General features: G+C 47.1%; 15 protein-coding genes. 6 read left to right on the top strand and 9 right to left on the bottom strand.

What is annotated here, in order from left to right; genetic code table 11:
* Positions 1–73 precede the first annotated feature (73 nt).
* Entirely contained in the window at positions 74–2167 is a 2094-nt protein-coding gene (locus H6760_02940) for an ATP-dependent helicase (GenBank protein ID USN53111.1), read from the bottom strand.
* Positions 2168–3561: 1394 nt separating this feature from the next.
* On the opposite strand from H6760_02940, the gene lexA reads away from it, so the two are divergent.
* Positions 3562–4188 carry a transcriptional repressor LexA gene (gene lexA, locus H6760_02945; protein ID USN53112.1) on the top strand — a complete coding sequence of 209 codons (627 nt, stop codon included), beginning with the start codon at positions 3562–3564 and terminating at the stop codon, positions 4186–4188.
* A gap of 38 nt (positions 4189–4226) precedes the next feature.
* Positions 4227–5414 (top strand): hypothetical protein, encoded by a 1188-nt coding sequence (locus tag H6760_02950; GenBank protein ID USN53113.1) that lies wholly within the window; start codon positions 4227–4229, stop codon positions 5412–5414.
* Here H6760_02950 and H6760_02955 read toward each other — a convergent pair.
* Together H6760_02955 and H6760_02960 are read right to left on the bottom strand one after the other, a co-directional pair.
* Entirely contained in the window at positions 5411–5812 is a 402-nt protein-coding gene (locus H6760_02955) for a hypothetical protein (GenBank protein ID USN53114.1), read from the bottom strand. The genes H6760_02950 and H6760_02955 overlap by 4 nt on opposite strands.
* The gene (locus H6760_02960; protein ID USN53115.1) at positions 5772–6419 is read right to left on the bottom strand and encodes a helix-turn-helix transcriptional regulator; all 648 of its coding nucleotides are present in this window, start codon (positions 6417–6419) and stop codon (positions 5772–5774) included. The genes H6760_02955 and H6760_02960 overlap by 41 nt, the downstream gene beginning before the upstream one ends.
* Positions 6420–6528: 109 nt before the next feature.
* On the opposite strand from H6760_02960, the gene H6760_02965 reads away from it, so the two are divergent.
* The gene (locus H6760_02965) at positions 6529–8766 is read left to right on the top strand and encodes a hypothetical protein (protein ID USN53116.1); all 2238 of its coding nucleotides are present in this window, start codon (positions 6529–6531) and stop codon (positions 8764–8766) included.
* Positions 8767–8819: 53 nt separating this feature from the next.
* On the opposite strand, the gene rplL is transcribed toward H6760_02965, so the two are convergent.
* The 6 genes from rplL to H6760_02995 all read right to left on the bottom strand — a co-directional run bounded on the left by rplL (position 8820) and on the right by H6760_02995 (position 13350).
* Entirely contained in the window at positions 8820–9263 is a 444-nt protein-coding gene (rplL, locus tag H6760_02970; protein USN53117.1) for a 50S ribosomal protein L7/L12, read from the bottom strand.
* 34 nt (positions 9264–9297) lie between these two features.
* Positions 9298–9825 (bottom strand): 50S ribosomal protein L10, encoded by a 528-nt coding sequence (locus H6760_02975; protein USN53118.1) that lies wholly within the window; start codon positions 9823–9825, stop codon positions 9298–9300.
* 174 nt (positions 9826–9999) lie between these two features.
* Positions 10000–10698, bottom strand: a complete 699-nt coding sequence (locus H6760_02980; protein ID USN53119.1) for a UMP kinase — start codon at positions 10696–10698, stop codon at positions 10000–10002.
* Complete coding sequence (mltG, locus tag H6760_02985) at positions 10695–11711, bottom strand: endolytic transglycosylase MltG (protein USN53120.1); 1017 nt, start codon at positions 11709–11711, stop codon at positions 10695–10697. Before mltG ends, H6760_02980 begins: the two co-directional genes overlap by 4 nt.
* A gap of 11 nt (positions 11712–11722) precedes the next feature.
* Positions 11723–12808, bottom strand: a complete 1086-nt coding sequence (locus H6760_02990; protein ID USN53121.1) for a mannose-1-phosphate guanylyltransferase — start codon at positions 12806–12808, stop codon at positions 11723–11725.
* Positions 12805–13350 carry an NUDIX hydrolase gene (locus H6760_02995; GenBank protein ID USN53122.1) on the bottom strand — a complete coding sequence of 182 codons (546 nt, stop codon included), beginning with the start codon at positions 13348–13350 and terminating at the stop codon, positions 12805–12807. Before H6760_02995 ends, H6760_02990 begins: the two co-directional genes overlap by 4 nt.
* Before the next feature lie 245 nt (positions 13351–13595).
* Between H6760_02995 and H6760_03000 the strand changes: the two genes are divergently transcribed.
* Genes H6760_03000 through H6760_03010 form a run of 3 tightly spaced genes read left to right on the top strand, consistent with a single transcriptional unit; the run spans position 13596 to position 17680 of the window.
* On the top strand, positions 13596–15968 hold the full coding sequence (locus H6760_03000) for a DUF11 domain-containing protein (GenBank protein ID USN53123.1): 2373 nt from the start codon (positions 13596–13598) through the stop codon (positions 15966–15968).
* Between the two features lie 6 nt (positions 15969–15974).
* Complete coding sequence (locus H6760_03005; protein USN53124.1) at positions 15975–16988, top strand: DUF11 domain-containing protein; 1014 nt, start codon at positions 15975–15977, stop codon at positions 16986–16988.
* Positions 16988–17680: a sortase gene (locus H6760_03010; GenBank protein ID USN53125.1), complete on the top strand. Its 693-nt coding sequence runs from the start codon at positions 16988–16990 to the stop codon at positions 17678–17680. Before H6760_03005 ends, H6760_03010 begins: the two co-directional genes overlap by 1 nt.
* Positions 17681–17690: the final 10 nt, after the last annotated feature.

The following is a 17690-nucleotide window of genomic DNA, read 5'->3' on the forward strand; positions in this document are numbered from 1 at the left end:
CTTCACGGAAGTTTACCCACATCCTGAACGCGGTAGCTCAGGAAGTTGTTAGCAATGTACCGCTTTACACATTCTACCCTCTTCCCCTAGACCGTCGCTGCTTCTTCTCCTCAAGCAAAATGTCGAGGACGCTTTTTGGCTCACCATCACTATCCATTTCAATGAAGAAATCATCAGGTGATCCCCGCTCCTCTGTCAGGGTCAGCTCTTCGTAGAGGTGCTCAGGCAGCTCGGTGATAAATGGAGACGGTCGCTGCATGTACATGGCAGTTGAGCGCATATTTACGCCGATGGAATAACTGAGGAAGAGATGCGTCTTAGCGCGAGTCACCGCAACATAGAAGAGGCGTCGCTCTTCTTCAATTCCACCCTCTTCTTTTAGGGCTCGAGGATTTGGAAAAGATCCATCATTGCAGCTGATAACAAAGACAACGTCCCACTCCAGACCTTTTGCCTGATGGATAGAGCTGACCACCATTGCCTCATCCTCACTTGCTGCGCCCGTTTCAGTGACCACGCCAAAAGATTCTTGCAAAGAAACTTCAGCTAAGAATTCGCTCAGCTTTTCATAGCGTTCAGCAAAACGAGCCAACTCAAGCAAGTCATCAATACGTTCATTCGCGTTAGGATAGGTCACCTGCAGATATTCCCGATACTCGCCTTTGGCTAATTCCTGAATCAAATCATTTGGCGCTCGCTTCTCGTGCTGCAAAAGTTTCTTCAAGGTCTTTTGAAAACTGCGGAAACCCTCGCTGGAGCGTTGCGTTAAGGCTTTTTCGCAGGCAGCGCCGGCCAGCTCCTCAGCACTCGGCAGATCACTCAAACATTCGCGCCATAGCTTTACTCCGGTTTCCACCCCGATGCCGGGATAGAGCTGAATCACGCGTAAGAAAGCTACCTCATCGCGAGGATTATCAAGGAGTTTTAAGTAGGCTAACAAATCTTTAATATGCGCGCGTTCAAAAAAGCGCAAACCCCCGCGATAATCATACGGGATATCCCGGCGTGTTAATTCAAATTCCAGCGACTGTGATTGATACGACGCGCGGAATAATACGGCGATGTTTTGCAAAGGAATCCCCTCTTCACGGAACTCCAGGACACGCTGAGCAATGAATTCAGCCTCTTGTTCGCTGGAGCTGGCCGGCACAACCAAAGGCTTCACTACCCCGTGACGAATCGGATGGAGTGTTTTTTCAAACTGATCAGGGTTATGTCGGATCACATCATTCGCTACTTCTAATACCGGCTTGATCGAACGGTAATTTGTTTCTAGCTTAAAGGTTTGGCAATTAGGATACTGCTGCGGGAAATCTAAAATATTCTGCACCGTCGCCCCGCGAAAAGCGTAAATGCTCTGCGCGTCATCACCCACCACTAACAAATTCCCATGCACCGAAGCAAGTTGGCGTACAATTGATGACTGCAGACGATTTGTATCCTGGTACTCGTCGACCAAAACGTATTTGAATTGTGTGGCTAACTTTTCACGAATATCAGGCCGTGTCTGTAGGAGTTGATCCAGCAAGTAGAGCATGTCATCGAAATCTACCAGGTGATTTTTCTTTTTTCGCTTCACATACTGCTTCTGCACCGCCTCTAACTTATCCTCTAATTGGAGGAAGCTTGAAAAGCGCTTTTCTAATATATCGCGTAAATCGGACTGCGTATTAATGCAAAGACTGAGAATACTCTTCACCACAGCTGCCGAAGGAAATCGCTTACCCTTCGTATCAATACCCTCTTCTTTCACACACACATTGATGAGTGACTTAGCGTCCTCTTCATCCAGGATAGTGAAATTAGGCGGGAAGCCAATTGCGTTCCCAAAACGGCGCAAAAGGATATTTGCAATGTGATGGAAAGTGCCGCCCCATAGGCCTTTCGGGTAAGCACCCAGCAACTCCTCCACTCGAGTCAACATTTCTCGTGAGGCTTTATTCGTAAAAGTAACTAAAAGGATGTTATCAGCCTTTACACCTTGCTCAAGAAGGTAAGCTACTCTATAGACAATAGTGCGGGTTTTGCCGGATCCAGCACCTGCTAACACCAAAACTGGCCCGTCCCCTCTCTGCACCACATCCAGCTGCTCCTGATTCAGCTCTTCTTTATAATTGACCTTCAAGGTACTCGGGTCTGTCGATTTGCGAATCACATATTCTGCCATAGCTCACGTATCCTAGCATATCCCTATCTCAACAGAAAATAGAAAGGGGCAACTCCTCAGAGTCACCCCATGAATCTCAGCAGCGGCGACCGGATCCGTAATAGGATTCCTTTTCAGCTCGAGTCGCCTGGCGGCAATGATCGAAGGGGTGCAAACTGCACTCCAACCAGACACCTCAACTGCCAGTGAGTTGCATGGTCCCCTTGCAATCCTTGACCGGGCACTGATCACCCCTCTTCACTTCATCGAAGTTGGGCTTCCCTGCGTCCTCTTGAACAGCCGCGTTTCCCATGATCCCCTCCTCAGAACGTGAGTATTGAGAACAAGTGAACAAAAAAACACTAGCACGAGATGAAAAAAAAGAAAAAGCCTCAGTGCAAACGCATGAGGCTTGGTAAAGGTTTGACCCGGGACAGTGCGCACGCAAACGTGCTGCCAGGGACACCGCCCCGGGTCCGGGCGTGGCTCTCAGCCAAAAAAGGATCGTATACAGATCCTAGCGCGAGCGCTTCGTTAGGTCAAATAAAGAAAAAGGCCCCGTCACTACTACATTGGATGTGTAGCGTGACGGGGCCTGCGCCGGCGCGTAGGAGCGGCGGCGTGAATCGGCCTATCAGCGAACCCGGCGGGCGTTTGCAGCGAGTGCTGTTCCCAATGGGTCGACCGCGGATGGCCGAAGTGTGCGGACCGGAGAGGGCGCGTCCCGGCGACAAAAAGTGTCGTCGAGGCGAAACCGACTAGCCGGTCGCGATGAATGTAATCAGAGATCAAGCCGTCAAAGGACGGTATGCTTCGTTCGAGCTGATGAGACCCTGCATCAGTGACAGGTGGTCACAACCGGGTCTTCCGATGAAAAGCTGTGACCATCGACTCCCACTTAGCGTTCACGCCGTTGATGCTGCGCATCATCATTGGTGCGCCGCTTCATGGGGCGAGTTAGGGCAGGACCGATGGTCCTACCCGCAAAGCTAGGTCGGATGTCCGTGGGTCATTCGTTCCTCCTTCTGCCCCTAACGCGTGTCAGGGGCGGGGTCCGCGCCGTCCGTCAGGCGCGTCGCCGGCCGTCGAGGGCGATCGTCGCGATGGTCGTCGTCGAATCGTAATAGGCGCTGCGGAGCGAAGTCGGGGGTCCATGGAGATTCATCTCGGACTCCTTTCGGTTCGCGGTGATATCGTCTGGCGACACCACCATCCACGTACTCTCTCAAACATCTCTGGTTGTTGAGGTGCAAGTTGGGTCGCTTCTCGCTAACCAACGGGAAGACACTAGCACAGCTCAAGAAATATGTCAACCCCAGGGGCTCAATAAATTTTCTGCAAACAAAAATAAAATCAAAAAAGTCCAATAAAAAGCCCTCTTGACATTCGGTTTTTCTTCGGTATATCATAGTCACATGACCGTTGTACTACCAAAGAAGAAACAAGAGCTCCTGAAATACCTTCAGGAATATATTACTGAACATAGCTACGCCCCTACCCTGACCGAGATAGCGAAAAAGTTTGGCGTGTCCTCACTTGCTACGATTCACGAGCATCTCGCCTTTTTAGAGGAGAACGGCTTTATCCGTCGTGATAAGCAACAAGCCCGTGGAATTACCCTGCTCAATCCAGAGGATAACGCTACGCAAAGTGAAAGCGCCTTGAATACAATAGAATTACCAATCGTTGGGGTTATCACCGCAGGTGCACCAATTGAGGCTATTGAGGATCGCGACCGCACGCTTTCCGTCCCCCAGGAAATCGCTGGCCGTAAAAACGCCTATGTATTAAAGGTGCGCGGCGATTCTATGATTGAAAGTCTCATTGCTGACGGTGATTTCGTTGTTGTAGAAAAAACTGAATACGCAAAAGATGGTGACACTGTTGTAGCAATGCTAGAGGACGGCACCGCTACCTTAAAGAAATTCTTTAAGCATAAGAGCTATATTCGCCTACAACCAGCTAACAAGGCATATGCACCAATTAAAGTACCATCCGTAGTTATTCAAGGACGCGTACTTGGTGTCATGCGCAAAATGTAATTTTTATTTATCTTTTATCTTCGGTTTTTCTTCGGCCTATGAAACCCTCCCCTCTTATCAAGCGTTATATCCACGTCCGTTTAAATAGTTTTCTCGCTAGTATTGTTGAGAGAGAAAACCCCAAACTACAGGGTCGGCCTATTGTAATAAGCGAAATGCATAATAATGAAGAACGCGTGCTGAGTTGTAATATCCCAGCAAAAAAGCTAGGCATCCAAAAGGGCGATACAATTTTACAGGCAAAGAAGCGCTGTACTTGGGTGGCGGTATTTCCTAGTGACATTGAATTAGCAAAAACCTATGCGAAAGAGTTTATTGCCCTACTCTGTCGATTTTCCACTAAGGTCTATCCGCATAATCGTTTAGACGAAGCCTACATTGAGCTAGACGTCAGTGGAATTGCTGCAAGCTCTCCAGAGGAGTTTGCGGCAACTATCCAGCGAAGCATTAAGGTACAACTTGGTTTAAATGCTAGCATTGGAATTGCACGCACTCGTTCGGTTGCCTGGAGCGCTGCACTGCATAAGCAGCCCGAAGGGATTACCAGTGTGCCTATTGGTAGTGAGCGCGCTTTTCTTTACCCTCTTCCACTTACTCAGCTCTACTCGCTGGGACAGCGCTCACGCGAATACCTCCTCTCGCATGGTATTCGGACTATTGGCCAACTAGCTGCTTGCTCCAGTAATTGGTTAGTGGAACAGTTTGGCAGTGCAGGATATGAGCTACTTCAGTTAGGTCATGGCCAGGATATAAAAGAAGTGAAAACGCCAACTTTACAGAAGTCTATTTCGCGCTCACTTCGCTTCGAGGCTCCAACAAGTAATCCTGCATTAATTGAAACTACAGTAGCTCACTTAAGTGAAAAGGCTCTTCGTACGCTCCAAAAGCAGGGTCGACGTGCTGAGACCGTGGTGCTGCAAGTGACCGACATTTACGGTCGCTCACACCAAAGTCATGCAAAACTTTCTAGCTCACGAAACTCATTCCAAAAAGGACTTTACAGTGTTTTTCGTCATCTTACCGCTCAGGTGAGCGCTATTCGTTCTATTGCCGTGCAGCTGCACACGTTGCTAGAAACACCGCAGGAGCAACCAAATCGTGTATGGCAAAGTCAGCCGGTACAATCAGCTATTTTAGGTCTAGAGTGGAGATCGGGTCAGCGGGCCAGAAAAGCAGCAAGATCAGGCAGCTTGGTGCAGTTACCACTACTCGGTATGAGCGCTTAGCGTTTTTTGGGAAGTATTATGTTTGGCTCCCCACTATAGCGTGGAGTGAGCGCTTGCTTCTTTGCTAAGCGAGCCAATCCGCTATGCAATGTTTCGGGATCTACACCATCTACGGTAGCGATCGGAATTTTATGCACATAACCTAAAGACAAGGCAACGCTCATACATGCGCGCATGAGCGAGAAGCGACCAACCCCTTCAGTAACAAAAATTCCTGAGAGTGTTTTTGGTTCTACTTTTGCTTTTTTTAAAAGCGCTTCAACTAACTTTAGTGCGCTGGCGCTTTTTTCGCGAGACAGCAAGAAAGAATCCTTATAGATAATCTTCTGACCATCGTAAAGACTAGCAATGATATATTCAGACTGACTGCTGTCGAGTACTAGATACTTTTTCTTCATGCGCTTTAACTGCATCATCTTTCTTTATCTCTGTCTTTTGTCGCATCGTTACACCTAAACGATCAATCATAACTATGCGTTTATTTTCCAGAATATGGAAAATGAAGCGATCAGTTAAATCATTGCGATACTGAAACTCACGGGCCGAGAAAACAGTATAGCGTAATTGCGAGCTAACTTCCTTTTGCAATACCCCAAGCAACTTCTTTAACTTTGCTTTATTTATCTTACCTACAAGTAAAACATCTGTGAGCGTATTTGGAATTCCGGTAAATACTCCAGTAAGTACTAATAGTTTAACTGAACCTATCTTACTAATCGCATCCAGGAAGCTTTTTTGCAGAACTACCTGCGACTTAAGGAAGAGAGATTGCAGCTCACTGTAGAGAACAAAATCGGTGTTCACGCGGTAGTATTTTTTCCTATCTTCCACCTTTGACTCCAGTATATCTAATCGCTCCAAATGCTCTAGCTCCCGTCTGATTGAGTTCATGTGCTCATCTAAGGTGCGACAAATTTCCCGCACAAAGTACCATTCCTCTGGATGTAGGAAGAAAAGCCGTAGTAGCTTGGCTCGAGTTCTTGATCCAAATATGTGTTCAAGCATGGTTTTGACTGACTTGTCGGGAATAAGCGTTTTTAGTATAGTCAAAAGCGGTTATAGCCGCAAGGAGGACCTAGCTGTCGCTTCAGCGGAATACGCCTGAAATAGCCTTATGGCGCAGCTATCACATACACTAGAAAAAGTACTACTTTGCGACCCGGAGCGAAATACCTCTTTGGTCCATATTCATGTACCAGAAAGCACCCCTGTCGAATTCCGTACACTGGGGCAGCTTTTCTTTATTGTAGAAATCGATCGGCAGCTCCCAATTAACCAAGAGCTGGTAGGTGTTGTCGAGGAAGAAATGCAAAAAGCCTACTATCAGACTGCTCAGCTCAGAGTAGAGCCGGCCTTTGAACAAGCTCTACAGCACGTGAACGAACAACTCTACCAACTTATTGAGGGTGGCGTTACTGAATGGCTAGAGCACTTCAATATTGTGGTCGGTATAGTGAAGGATGATCTCATCCTTTTTGCCCATCTCGGCAATATCAGCGCAGTGCTTATACATGGAGGTCGCGTAACTGACATCATTGCGAACGCGGGACGTGAGCGTGAAAAAGTGAATCCTTTAAAAATCTTTTCAACGGTAGTATCGGGCACAATTACCGATGGCGACCACATCCTCTTCTATACTCCTAGCGTCCTTGACTATCTCTCGCAGGAAAAATTAAAGAGAATTGTGCTTGAACGAACACCGGACGAAGCCGTGCATCAGCTTGATGTGCTACTTGATGAGGCTTCACACCACGCCGCTTTTGGGCTCCTGTTATTACACTCGACTCGAGAGCGAGAAACCGTACATCTGCAAACCACTCGGACCACTACCCCACGCGCTCCGATGCATACACAGTCCTCAATGGAGCACTTGATCGCCCGAGAACGTTCGACTGATCGCTTGCTTGCACCGTCCTTCTGGTTAACGGCACGACAAATCACCAGCGCAATTACGCAAAATATTCGATCAACATTTGGACGCATTCGATCAACGCAGAAAACAACTCGTCGACCCTACTTAGGCACGGAACATAGCTCCCCTGCTTCAGAGTATGCTATGCCGCAGCGTGAGAGCTCCGGCACAAAAGCTGGATTACAATCAATTGCTCGTATATCGACTCGTAGCGGTAAAGCAGTAGGTCGATCATTGCAAAGTACTTTTGCCAAGCGACAACAATGGTTTGATTTCTTGAAGGCGGTACCGAGCGGGCTAGGTCGAGTAACGAACCGTTTTGTACGAAACTTTTTAGCATGGAGCTTTACTCGAAAAGCAATTTTCTTTGCAATTATCATTGTGCTCTTCTTTTTTGCCCAGAGCATCGTGAGTATTGGTCGGCGCGGAGCAGTAGAAGAAGCTCAACGACAAGAAACTGAGGCGGTGGCAGCAATTGAAGAAAAGACTTTTCAAGCCGAGGCATCACTTAGCTACGAAGATGAGGCACGAGCCAATACCCTACTCGATGAAGCCGAGGCCCTGATTGCTGCGCTAGAAAATAAAGACACTGACGCGGTGCGTAGTGCACAGAATGAAATAAATACCTTACGCGAACAAGCGAACCGAGTAGTACGAATCAGCGAGCCAACAACGCTGGCCGATCTTAGTCAGCAAGACGGCTTTACCTCTACTCGCTTTATCAACGCGCTAGCAGATACCCTTTATCTGCCAGACCAGAATGGTTCGAAGATGTGGGCCGTTGATGGTAATGGCAACGTTGTAGGGATTGATACAGGAATAGATGGTCTAGGGGCGCCAACAATGTCGGCCCTCCAGGGCGGTCAAAGCATTATTGTGTATCACGACAACGGTGCGGTCTATGCAATAAACGCTGCAAATACCATTCAACTTCTCAGCTTTACTCCCCCGTCGGAAAGTAAAGACTTTGTCGCGATGTCTACGTATCAATCGCGAGTATACATTCTCGACAAACTAAATAATCAAATTTATCGCTCACTCCAGGGTAGTGCTGCTATTGGGACTGCAAGTGAATGGCTCGATGCTAACTATGATCTTTCTCAAAGCGTCGATCTAGCAGTTGATGGCACAATCTATGTTGCTGATGAATCTGGTGCAGTGCGAGAATTCTCTCAAGGAACTCAAGACGACTTCACTCTGCAAGACATCACACCGGCCGTGAATCACATTGATCGAATTTGGACTGATGCTGAGGCAAACAATCTGTACATCCTTGATCGTAATGAAAAGCGTTTACTAGTCTTCACGAAGAATGGTCGACTCCGACAGCAATACACCTCGGAGGCTTGGGATGATCTGAGGGCTATGAGTATAGATGAGGCGAATGATATCGCCTATCTCCTCAGCGGTACTAAAATATATACACTCGAACTACAGTAAAGCAAACGCCGGGCATCTTGCCCGGCGTTTTTTGATTCGAGATTGAAGTGGAATTACTTCAGAGTTACCTTAGCTCCGGCTTCTTCCAATTTCTTCTTCAGATCGTCAGCCTCTTCTTTGGTAGCACCTTCTTTGATCATCTTTGGTGCACCGTCGACGAGATCCTTGGCTTCTTTCAAGCCCTTCTGGGTCACTTCACGGACGACCTTGATGACAGCAATCTTGTTGCCACCGGCTTCGGTCAACTCGACATCAAAGGAGGACTTCTCCTCTGCAGCACCGGCGTCTCCACCGGCAGCTGGCATACCAGCCATCATGACTGGAGCAGCTTGAGCTGATACTCCGAATTTATCTTCCAGCACTTTGACGAGCTCAGAGAGTTCAACCACGTTGAGCTTCTCGATTTGCTCGACCAATGCCTTAAACTTTTCTGGTACTTCAACAGCCTTGTCTTCCTTTGATTCCTCGGCTGCTGGTGTTGCGTTTTCTTCTGACATAGTCGTAGTAAGAATAAATTAGCGAATAAAAATGTTAAGCTGATTTTTGATCTTTGATTGCACTGAGGACAGTGACCAAACCGCGGATATTGCCTTGGAGTACATTGACGAATCCAGACAATGGAGCTTGGATCGTGCGAACCAATTGGCCAAGGAGCTGCTGCCGTGATGGCAACTTAGACAAGGCTTCAATTGATGCGGCATTGATAAGATTTCCTTCGAGGTAGCCGCCCAAGAATTGGACGCTCTCGTGCTCTTTACGGAAATCAGCCAAGGCTTTTGCGGTTTCCACTTCATCACCGAATCCAAAAGTGATACTGATCGGCTGGTTAATTTCCTCGATACCCAGCGTCTCGTGTCCCTTTTCACCAAACACCTTTTTTAATAAGGTCTTTTTGGCTACGTGATACTCTCCACCAACATCGTAAACTGCTTGACGAAGTTTTTGCTCATCTCCAACTTGGAGTCCAGAGAATGAGGTGAAAACGGCCAAACTTGCTCGGTCGAGCTGCTCACGCAATTCGGCTAAATCCTGCTCTTTTTTGGCTTTTGATTTGCTCATAGTGAGATAAGATGAATAAAGAAGCGGTCTTCCGAGACCGCCTGCACTTCCCCACATTTGGGGAGAAGATTGGCTACCTCGGTAAGGTGATGGTTGAATCCGCCCTAGAGCGGACCTTACGGTCTTTGGTAGATAAATTGTCAAAACCTAGACTAGCAATCTCTCCGTATACTGTCAAGTAAAAATGCGTGTACCATGAAATGCCTTACCCTGGAGGGCTAATTTTACCTGCTCTAAACGCTTCCCCTGCAAAATATCCACTTCTAAGCCGTGCTTTTGGGCCAAAGCACTTGCTCGAGGATCAAATGGCGAGCTTAAACGCGGTGTCCACTTCTTAGGGATTATTTTCCTATACTCTTTCCAGTTCACTTGCCCAAGCGCTTTTGCGTCCTTATACTTCTTGGGATCCTTGGTATACACATAGGGAATGTCGGACAAATTGAGAATACGAGTGGCCCCTAGAGCAATTGCCATCTGCACAGCATCCATATCTGTTGAATGCCCTGGGACATAGCCTCCCCCTAGGAGAATCGGCCGCAACATCTTTGGCGGCTTCTCAGGATTATCAATGAGGGTGGTATTTGCGTATGCACCAAAAATGCTACGGAGAAGATGCGCATGTACCTTCGTCGTGGCAATACCTATCCAGTCCAGATCAACTGCTTTGACGGTGGCGAGCTTCCGAGCTGCTTCATTGTAACGTTTGTTTGTCTTCCCTCCCCCGGTAATAATAACAAAGCGCTGACCTTGCCGTACAAAGCTCAAAATCAATTGACGAAACTTTTTTAAAAACGTGACATCTATTTCATCAGGCACAATCAGTGACCCGCCTAGTGAAATAATGCTTACTGGTTGTGTGGGCTGTTTTTTCATTCTAGGTATTTCTGAACATTTACTGAATGCTCGGCAAATGTTTTTGCAAAATGCGCAACGTCATCTGCATCGGTTAAGAAATAGTAGTACTCATTTGGAATGGGCTGAAGGGCTGAGGTGATTGCATCGAGACCGGGATTGGAAATAGGACCAGGCGGCAATCCTTGATATTTATAAGTGTTGTATGGACTATCAACCGAGGTATCAAAACCATCATTGCCGGTAACATACTTCACCGTTACATCCGACTGAAGCGCTTGCCCAATCTCTAAACGACGGAGGAATAAATCTGCCGCCAATCTCCTATCCTCGGTTTTTTGTAATTCTTTTTCAATAATTGAGGCAAGTGTCAGCATTTCGTAAAAACTATATCCGTATTGATCAGCTTCAGCACGTAATTCAACCGGGACTTTTTCCGCAAAAGTATCAAGTAATTTTACTGTCACATCCTCTGCTGTTGCATTCTTAAAGAAGCGATAAGTATCTGGAAAGAGAAAGCCTTCAAGCGTGCCATTCACTGGTACATCAGCCAAGAAATCGTATGGACGATTTGCATCATTAAAAGCAAGGAGAAAGGTCTTGCGTAACTCATCAGCTGACTTGTCCTGCACTTCGGCAAATGCATCGCCGAGCTGCTGAGCGATTTGTTCCTTTGTTAAGCCCTCTCGTAATCGCACAAGGATTTCATCAGCCAACACATCCCCGTCGCTTAACCTCTCCGTGATTTCAGCAACACTCAAATCAGTATTTAGGACATAGGTGCCTGCCTGCAAGTCACTTTGCACGCCTTGCAGCTTCACATAGAGACGAAAAACATTTGTGCTGCGAATAAGGCCAGCCCCTTTTAAGGTGTCAGCGATATTTTGCACACTATCCCCTTGCGCAATCACAATAGTCTTATCCTCTGCTTCACTAGAAACTGCGCGTAAACCATTTTGATACCAAAACACACCGGTAAGTGTCAGTAGAATAACAGCGCTAAGAAAAAAAAGAAGCCTAAAACGTGTATGCATAGCGTGACAACTTAAAGGTAACGTTCAAGCGAGCGATCTTTCAAAACCTCAACTAAGTTTTTTACCTCCGCGGAAAGCTGCTTCGGCACCACCAAAACCGCATCCTTCGTATCAACTACCACCATATCACGCAAGCCTACTCCGGCAACTAATCGTCCACTATCGGAAAAAAGAAGACTGCGTTTCGTATCGTGAGTCACAACTTTACCGCGCGTAGCGTTTTGTTGTGCACCCTGCAGGAGTAAGTCGTGAATAAGATACCACTTACCGGTATCACTCCAACCTAGATTGCCGGACACCACACCCATTTGTTCAACATATTGCGCAATCGCCTCCTCGATTGAAGCGGCGCGCATTGCCGTGTATTCCCTCTTCAGCACTGAAGCAAAACGACGAGTCCCCTGCGCTGCACTTATCCGACGCAAGCGCGAAGTCATTAAGGGTTGGTAAGTTTCAAAGTAAGAAAGTATGGTCGAGGACTTCCATATGTACTGACCAGTGTGCGCAAAAAACTTTGGATTGCGCATAATTCGATTCAACATGGTCGACTTTGGCTTTTCAACCCACCGTTTTGCAAGATGAAAGGATTGACCATATATTTTGCCAATACTTTTTCCTAGCTCGATATAACTTAAGCCTGAATCAGGTTTTTCAACTTGGGCCGCTACCGCTAAGGCGTAAAAAGGTTTTTCGTGTAAAAATTTCTCTGCAGCGCGCAAAAGATTGCGAAACTTTTCCACATTGGTAAACACATCGTCAACAGTTAAGCTGGCAATGACTGGATCCTCTTCTTTTGACAGTTTTTGAATAAGGACCGATTCGAGCCCAATAGCCGGACCGGTATTACGACTTACCGGCTCGACAATAATATTATCTTTGGGTAAACGAGGAAGGATTTTGCGGACAGTCGACTCAAATCCTGGACCAATAGAGACAAAGAGATCACGGGATGAGCCCAATAATGGCTTAATTTCCTCGTATTTTTGCCGTAAAAGCGAATGTTGGCCTAATAATGGGAGAAACTGCTTAGGATGTTTTTTCCGGGATAATGGCCACAATCGAGTACCAGAACCGCCGGCGCGAATAACTATTTTCATATGAGTTTCCTTCGCATAATGATTTCATAGGCTCGGAGGATAGGAAGCGCCCAATCAGCGCTAGGGATCTCGCCGTCTAATGCCAGACGGGCTGCTTTTCGCAATGGAATACAGCGCAAGACATTAGGTTCATCGTCTGGATTCTCTCGTTGTTTCAGAGTAATGTCCCTGGCTAAATACAAAAAGCGATCCCATTTCCACGACCCTCCGCCGTGGTAATCATAAAGCAAACTAAGTTTTTTCGCCTTAATGCCCGTTTCCTCATAGAGTTCACGAAGTGCGGCATGGCGCGGTGTCTCCCCTTGTTCCACCTTCCCGCCCGGCAGACGTAGAGCCGTCTTCTGAATTCCTATTCGGTATTCCTCTATCAAATACACGTTTTTCTTCTTATCCACCGCTACAACATTCACTGACGATGGTCGCTCCATCACCTCACGTGTTACTCGACGACCATCTGGCAATGTGACAAAAGCAGTACGGAGTGTAAATAAGGAACCCCGGAAGACTACTTTTGACGAAAGTTCTTGTTCAATGTTTGGCATAGGCGCTGAGTATCTTAGTATACCAGAATTTTATGCACTCACCTATTTTACCTACTAGCGCTTCGCGATATTAAAGACGCTTAAGCTAGGGTTGACAAAAATAGTAATGTTGTGCTATAAACCTATGTCATGCTATGCTATTTACCAGCGTGAATTCCATGTTGTACGTGGTACTCAACATTCACTCTCAATTACACATTTCGGCATCATAGCCGCCTTTTTCAATACCATTAACTCTGTAAATTATGCGAATCTTCGCACTAAAAACACTACGTCTCCTTAGTACTCCAGCCCGCAGCATTCTTGTGGGTGGACTTATTTTCGGTTTAATCGCCCAGCCACTGCTATCGGCTGCTGCGGTCCTGCCTCTTGATCAGGATGGTTCTGAGGGCGGTGGCGGTGGAATCGCCCCACAAACACAAGGCACTGACCAGCTTGTATTCGAAAAAACCTTTGATACAAACAGCCCTGCTGGAATGGCGAACTACATTCTTTCTTATGAGAATACAGGCGCTGTGCCGGTCTATAACGCTGTAGTCACTGACACCTTGCCTGATGAATTGCAATATCTCAGCTCAACTCCAAGCGGAAATGAAGCCGGTGGGGTTATTAAGTGGGATTTAGGCACTTTGGGCGCTGGTGTTTCGGGTGAAATTTATCTAAGCACAGTCATCGATAATGAAGCACTTGAGAACTGCGCTGACCTAACCAACACGGCCAATTTACAGGCAAAGCGACCCGACACAACTCCGGTTGATCATCGTTTTGATATTACGGTCACTTCCACGGAAAATTTCTGCCCAATGGCGCCAGATCTCAGCATTACCAAGACCATTGTTGAGGAACAGCTTGGCTACATCGATTACACTCTCACCTATGAGAATAACGGTGACTGGCCAGCTTACAATGTGGAGATTCGGGATGTCCTGCCAAGCGGTTTAGCTGATATGGAAATCGATCCCCAACCAACTTTGGATGGAAATGACGCCGTATGGAACATTGATGCTATTCAGCCTGGTGATGGCGATACGATTTCATTCCGCGTATGGTTTGACGCAAGTCAAGCTACTTGTGGTCCAATCGTAAATACCGCAACCATTACTCAACAAGACGGTCCTACACTGCAGGCCCAATATCGTGAGCGCAACCTCTCAAACAACGAGAGTCAAGTCAGCACTCAGCAGATCTATGGCATCTGTACTGGCACCATCCAGGGTCAGAAATGGAATGATGAAGATGCAAATGGCATCTGGGACAATGCTGAAACAGGACTTGAGGGTTGGACTATCAACCTCCTGACTTCCTGCTCTCAGGATTTTGACGACTATAATTACGACAGCACGAATGATGTTATTGATCTCGGTGACTTTGTTGGCTGGACCGATCACTACGTGCACAACATGGCTGATGCCGATCTTAACCAAGATGGCATCCTCAGTAAGCTTGACTTAAGCTGTCTCGGGATTTGGTTTAATAACGGACCAATCACTGATAGCATGTCTCTCGTCGCAAGTGACGTTACTGATGCTAATGGCAACTATGTTTTTGACGGATTAGAAAAAGGTAGCTACTGGCTAAATGAAACTATGCAAGACGGATGGGAACAAAGCTTCCCTCTTCTTGATCCGATTGGTCCGTACAGCATTATCAGCGATGGCCAAGTGTTACAAGGAAGTGACTTTGGTAACCACGTAATTGATGATGGTGATAATCAAGGAGAGCGAACTCCTGTTATCACACTAGAGAAAGAGGCTCTGGCAAATGCTAGCGCAAGTGGTGCTAATGTTTCCTATCTCTTAAACTACACCGTTGCTGATGCTACAGCTACAAATCTGGTCTTGGTAGATCAACTGCCACAGTACACAAACTTTATTAGCGCAAGTGACAGCGGCGTCTATGATGCAAATGCGCGAACAGTGACATGGAGCCTCGGCACAGTGAATCCAGGCAGCTATTCTGTTTCCATCACCTTAGCGCTTGATGACACAATCCCGGATGGCACCGTGGTAACAAACACTGCCCTACTCTCCGGTGACCGACTTACCCAAATCCAGGATAATGCAGAAGTGACTGTTTCATCTCAACCAGTCTTAAGCGTTGAAAAATTAGTAAACGTAAGTACAGCAAAAACTGGCGAAACTCTGCTCTATACTGTTCGCATTAGCAACGAGGGTAGCGATGTTGCTCATAATGTTAGCTTGAGCGATGTACTGCCACAAGGATTCCTCACTACTGAAAATAGCCTCGCCTCCTTCACTAAGAATTTGGGCGACCTGGCAGTTGGTGATTCCATTAGCACCTCATATGAAGTAACAGTCGGCAACAGCGTAAGCAGCGGTGACTATGTAAACACTGCAACAGCCAGAGCTGACAACGCTGACCCAGTGACAGCAACTGCTACGGTAAGCGTCAGTGCTGGTCAAGTACTTGGCGTCTCTGATGAAGCAAGTACAGAAGATACCAACACCGCGCAAGGTCAGGTGTTAGGTGCTGAGGACACGCTGCCAGAAACAGGTGCAGGAGTTATGGACTACCTCCTCCTCATCCTTGCTTCAGTAATTATTGTAGCTGGCGCGCTCACACTCCGCCGCAGCTACAGCCGCAGCCACCTTAACTAAGAAACAATGCGTACACGGCAAAACCTCACTGTCATCCTTATCACTTTAGGCCTTCTGACAGGAGGTTTTGCTTCTGCGCAGAGCATCGAGCGGCCAACCCAAACGCAAGTTCCAATTGTACAGTTAGCGCTAGATGGCCCAAGCCAAGTAGATGCTGGGGCTACTTTTACCTACACACTTCGCTACTCAATTAGCGATTTCAGCACGAGTAATGTTGTCCTCTCTTTAGCGCTCCCGGCCCGAGCTATTCTGCTTGAGAATAGTGGTAATGGCGCAATCAACGATGTGACGCAAAGTGTAGAATGGAGTTACTCAAACAAGGAAATTGGCGACTATACCGAGACTGCCACATTTAGCGCCTTAACACCTGCGCCAAATGGTACGGAAATATCTTTTCAGGCAACACTAGACAGTGACGAGACTGAGGTAATTTCCGCGCAAGCAAACAGCGCAATAATGTCGAGCCCTAAGCTTGAATATCGCTCTCAGCTTTCCTCCCCTATTCTCCAGCCTGGTGGTGAAATAACCGTAACACTCACTATTGATAATTCTGGTTCTGATGATGCAAATGGTGTGCAATTACATGAAGTACTTCCAGAAGGACTGCATTCCGCTGATCAAGGAGAGTTGTCATACTCACTCGGCACAATTCCAGCTGGTCAGCAGGTCGAAGTAAGTTATCCGGTGCGCGCTGATGCAGGATTACTCAATCAAGAATATATTGGCAAGTTAGCGTTAAGTGCTACAAATGTAGCAATGCAAACATCTGACCATATTTATATTGTTCGGCAGCCTCTCGTTCTAGGAGCAGAGGCTGAGGCTCTAAATCAAACAAGTCAGGAGTCTGCAGCTCAAGAAGGACAAGTACTCGGCGCAGAGACTGAGTTAAGTCCAACAGGTATGAGCTTCTGGGATTGGCTACTCATCTATGCTGCCGCTCTCTTATTAGCCCTAGGTGTAACGACTCTTATTTTCGCCCCTCACAGTAAAGAACACGATAAGCGCATTGAAGAAAAATAATGCCAAGCGATACCAAGGCCTCGGGGGAGCTCAAACAAACTAAGCAGAGCAGTAAGGCAATGCCACAGATTGGATGGAGTCAGCGACGACTTCGCACAGTGCGTATTCTGGCTATTGTACTTATTCTTATTGGAATTGGCGTTATCCTCTACCCCTTCTTCCCTGCCATTCGCTACGAGCTTTTTCATCCAGAACCCGCATATCCCTACAGCACTAAACTACAAGAAACGAATGTCGAGGAAAATGGTGGACACCTCCCAGACGTTGCTGATACACTCCCCTCAGAAAGCCGCCTCGTCATCCCAAAAATTGGGGTGAACATGCAGATTGTTGAAGGAGAGAATGAGTCCGCACTTTTCCGCGGATCATGGCGTTTGCCGCAAACTTCGACACCTGAAAAAGGCGGCAATACAGTCCTGACTGTGCATCGCTTCCAGTATCTCGCCGGACCCAATACCCTCGCCCTGGCTGATCGTTTAGAGGCTGGCGATATCGTGATAGTGTATTGGAAAGGACAGGATGGACAAGTAAAAGAGTACGACTACCAAATAAGCAAAACGTATTTAGTCGACCCGCACCAGGTGGAAATCCTCGACAACACTGAGGAGCCTAAACTCACACTTTTCACCTGCGCCCCAATGTTTTCAACCAAACAACGACTCGTTATTGACGGAGCATTAATAGAAAATTAACTATTCACCG

It is taken from the genome of Candidatus Nomurabacteria bacterium (genome assembly GCA_023898465.1).
Lineage (GTDB): Bacteria > Patescibacteriota > Patescibacteriia > HK-STAS-PATE-3 > HK-STAS-PATE-3 > HK-STAS-PATE-3.

Excerpts from the sequence above, each read along its gene's own strand:
- H6760_02965 (USN53116.1), top strand. The coding sequence starts at position 6,529 with ATGGCGCAGCTATCACATACACTAGAAAAAGTACTACTTTGCGACCCG.
- H6760_02960 (USN53115.1), bottom strand. The coding sequence starts at position 6,419 with ATGCTTGAACACATATTTGGATCAAGAACTCGAGCCAAGCTACTACGG.
- H6760_03000 (USN53123.1), top strand. The coding sequence starts at position 13,596 with ATGCGAATCTTCGCACTAAAAACACTACGTCTCCTTAGTACTCCAGCC.
- lexA (USN53112.1), top strand. The coding sequence starts at position 3,562 with ATGACCGTTGTACTACCAAAGAAGAAACAAGAGCTCCTGAAATACCTT.
- mltG (USN53120.1), bottom strand. The coding sequence starts at position 11,711 with ATGCATACACGTTTTAGGCTTCTTTTTTTTCTTAGCGCTGTTATTCTA.
- H6760_02980 (USN53119.1), bottom strand. The coding sequence starts at position 10,698 with ATGAAAAAACAGCCCACACAACCAGTAAGCATTATTTCACTAGGCGGG.
- H6760_02975 (USN53118.1), bottom strand. The coding sequence starts at position 9,825 with ATGAGCAAATCAAAAGCCAAAAAAGAGCAGGATTTAGCCGAATTGCGT.
- H6760_02950 (USN53113.1), top strand. The coding sequence starts at position 4,227 with ATGAAACCCTCCCCTCTTATCAAGCGTTATATCCACGTCCGTTTAAAT.
- H6760_03005 (USN53124.1), top strand. The coding sequence starts at position 15,975 with ATGCGTACACGGCAAAACCTCACTGTCATCCTTATCACTTTAGGCCTT.
- H6760_03010 (USN53125.1), top strand. The coding sequence starts at position 16,988 with ATGCCAAGCGATACCAAGGCCTCGGGGGAGCTCAAACAAACTAAGCAG.
- rplL (USN53117.1), bottom strand. The coding sequence starts at position 9,263 with ATGTCAGAAGAAAACGCAACACCAGCAGCCGAGGAATCAAAGGAAGAC.
- H6760_02995 (USN53122.1), bottom strand. The coding sequence starts at position 13,350 with ATGCCAAACATTGAACAAGAACTTTCGTCAAAAGTAGTCTTCCGGGGT.
- H6760_02990 (USN53121.1), bottom strand. The coding sequence starts at position 12,808 with ATGAAAATAGTTATTCGCGCCGGCGGTTCTGGTACTCGATTGTGGCCA.
- H6760_02940 (USN53111.1), bottom strand. The coding sequence starts at position 2,167 with ATGGCAGAATATGTGATTCGCAAATCGACAGACCCGAGTACCTTGAAG.
- H6760_02955 (USN53114.1), bottom strand. The coding sequence starts at position 5,812 with ATGAAGAAAAAGTATCTAGTACTCGACAGCAGTCAGTCTGAATATATC.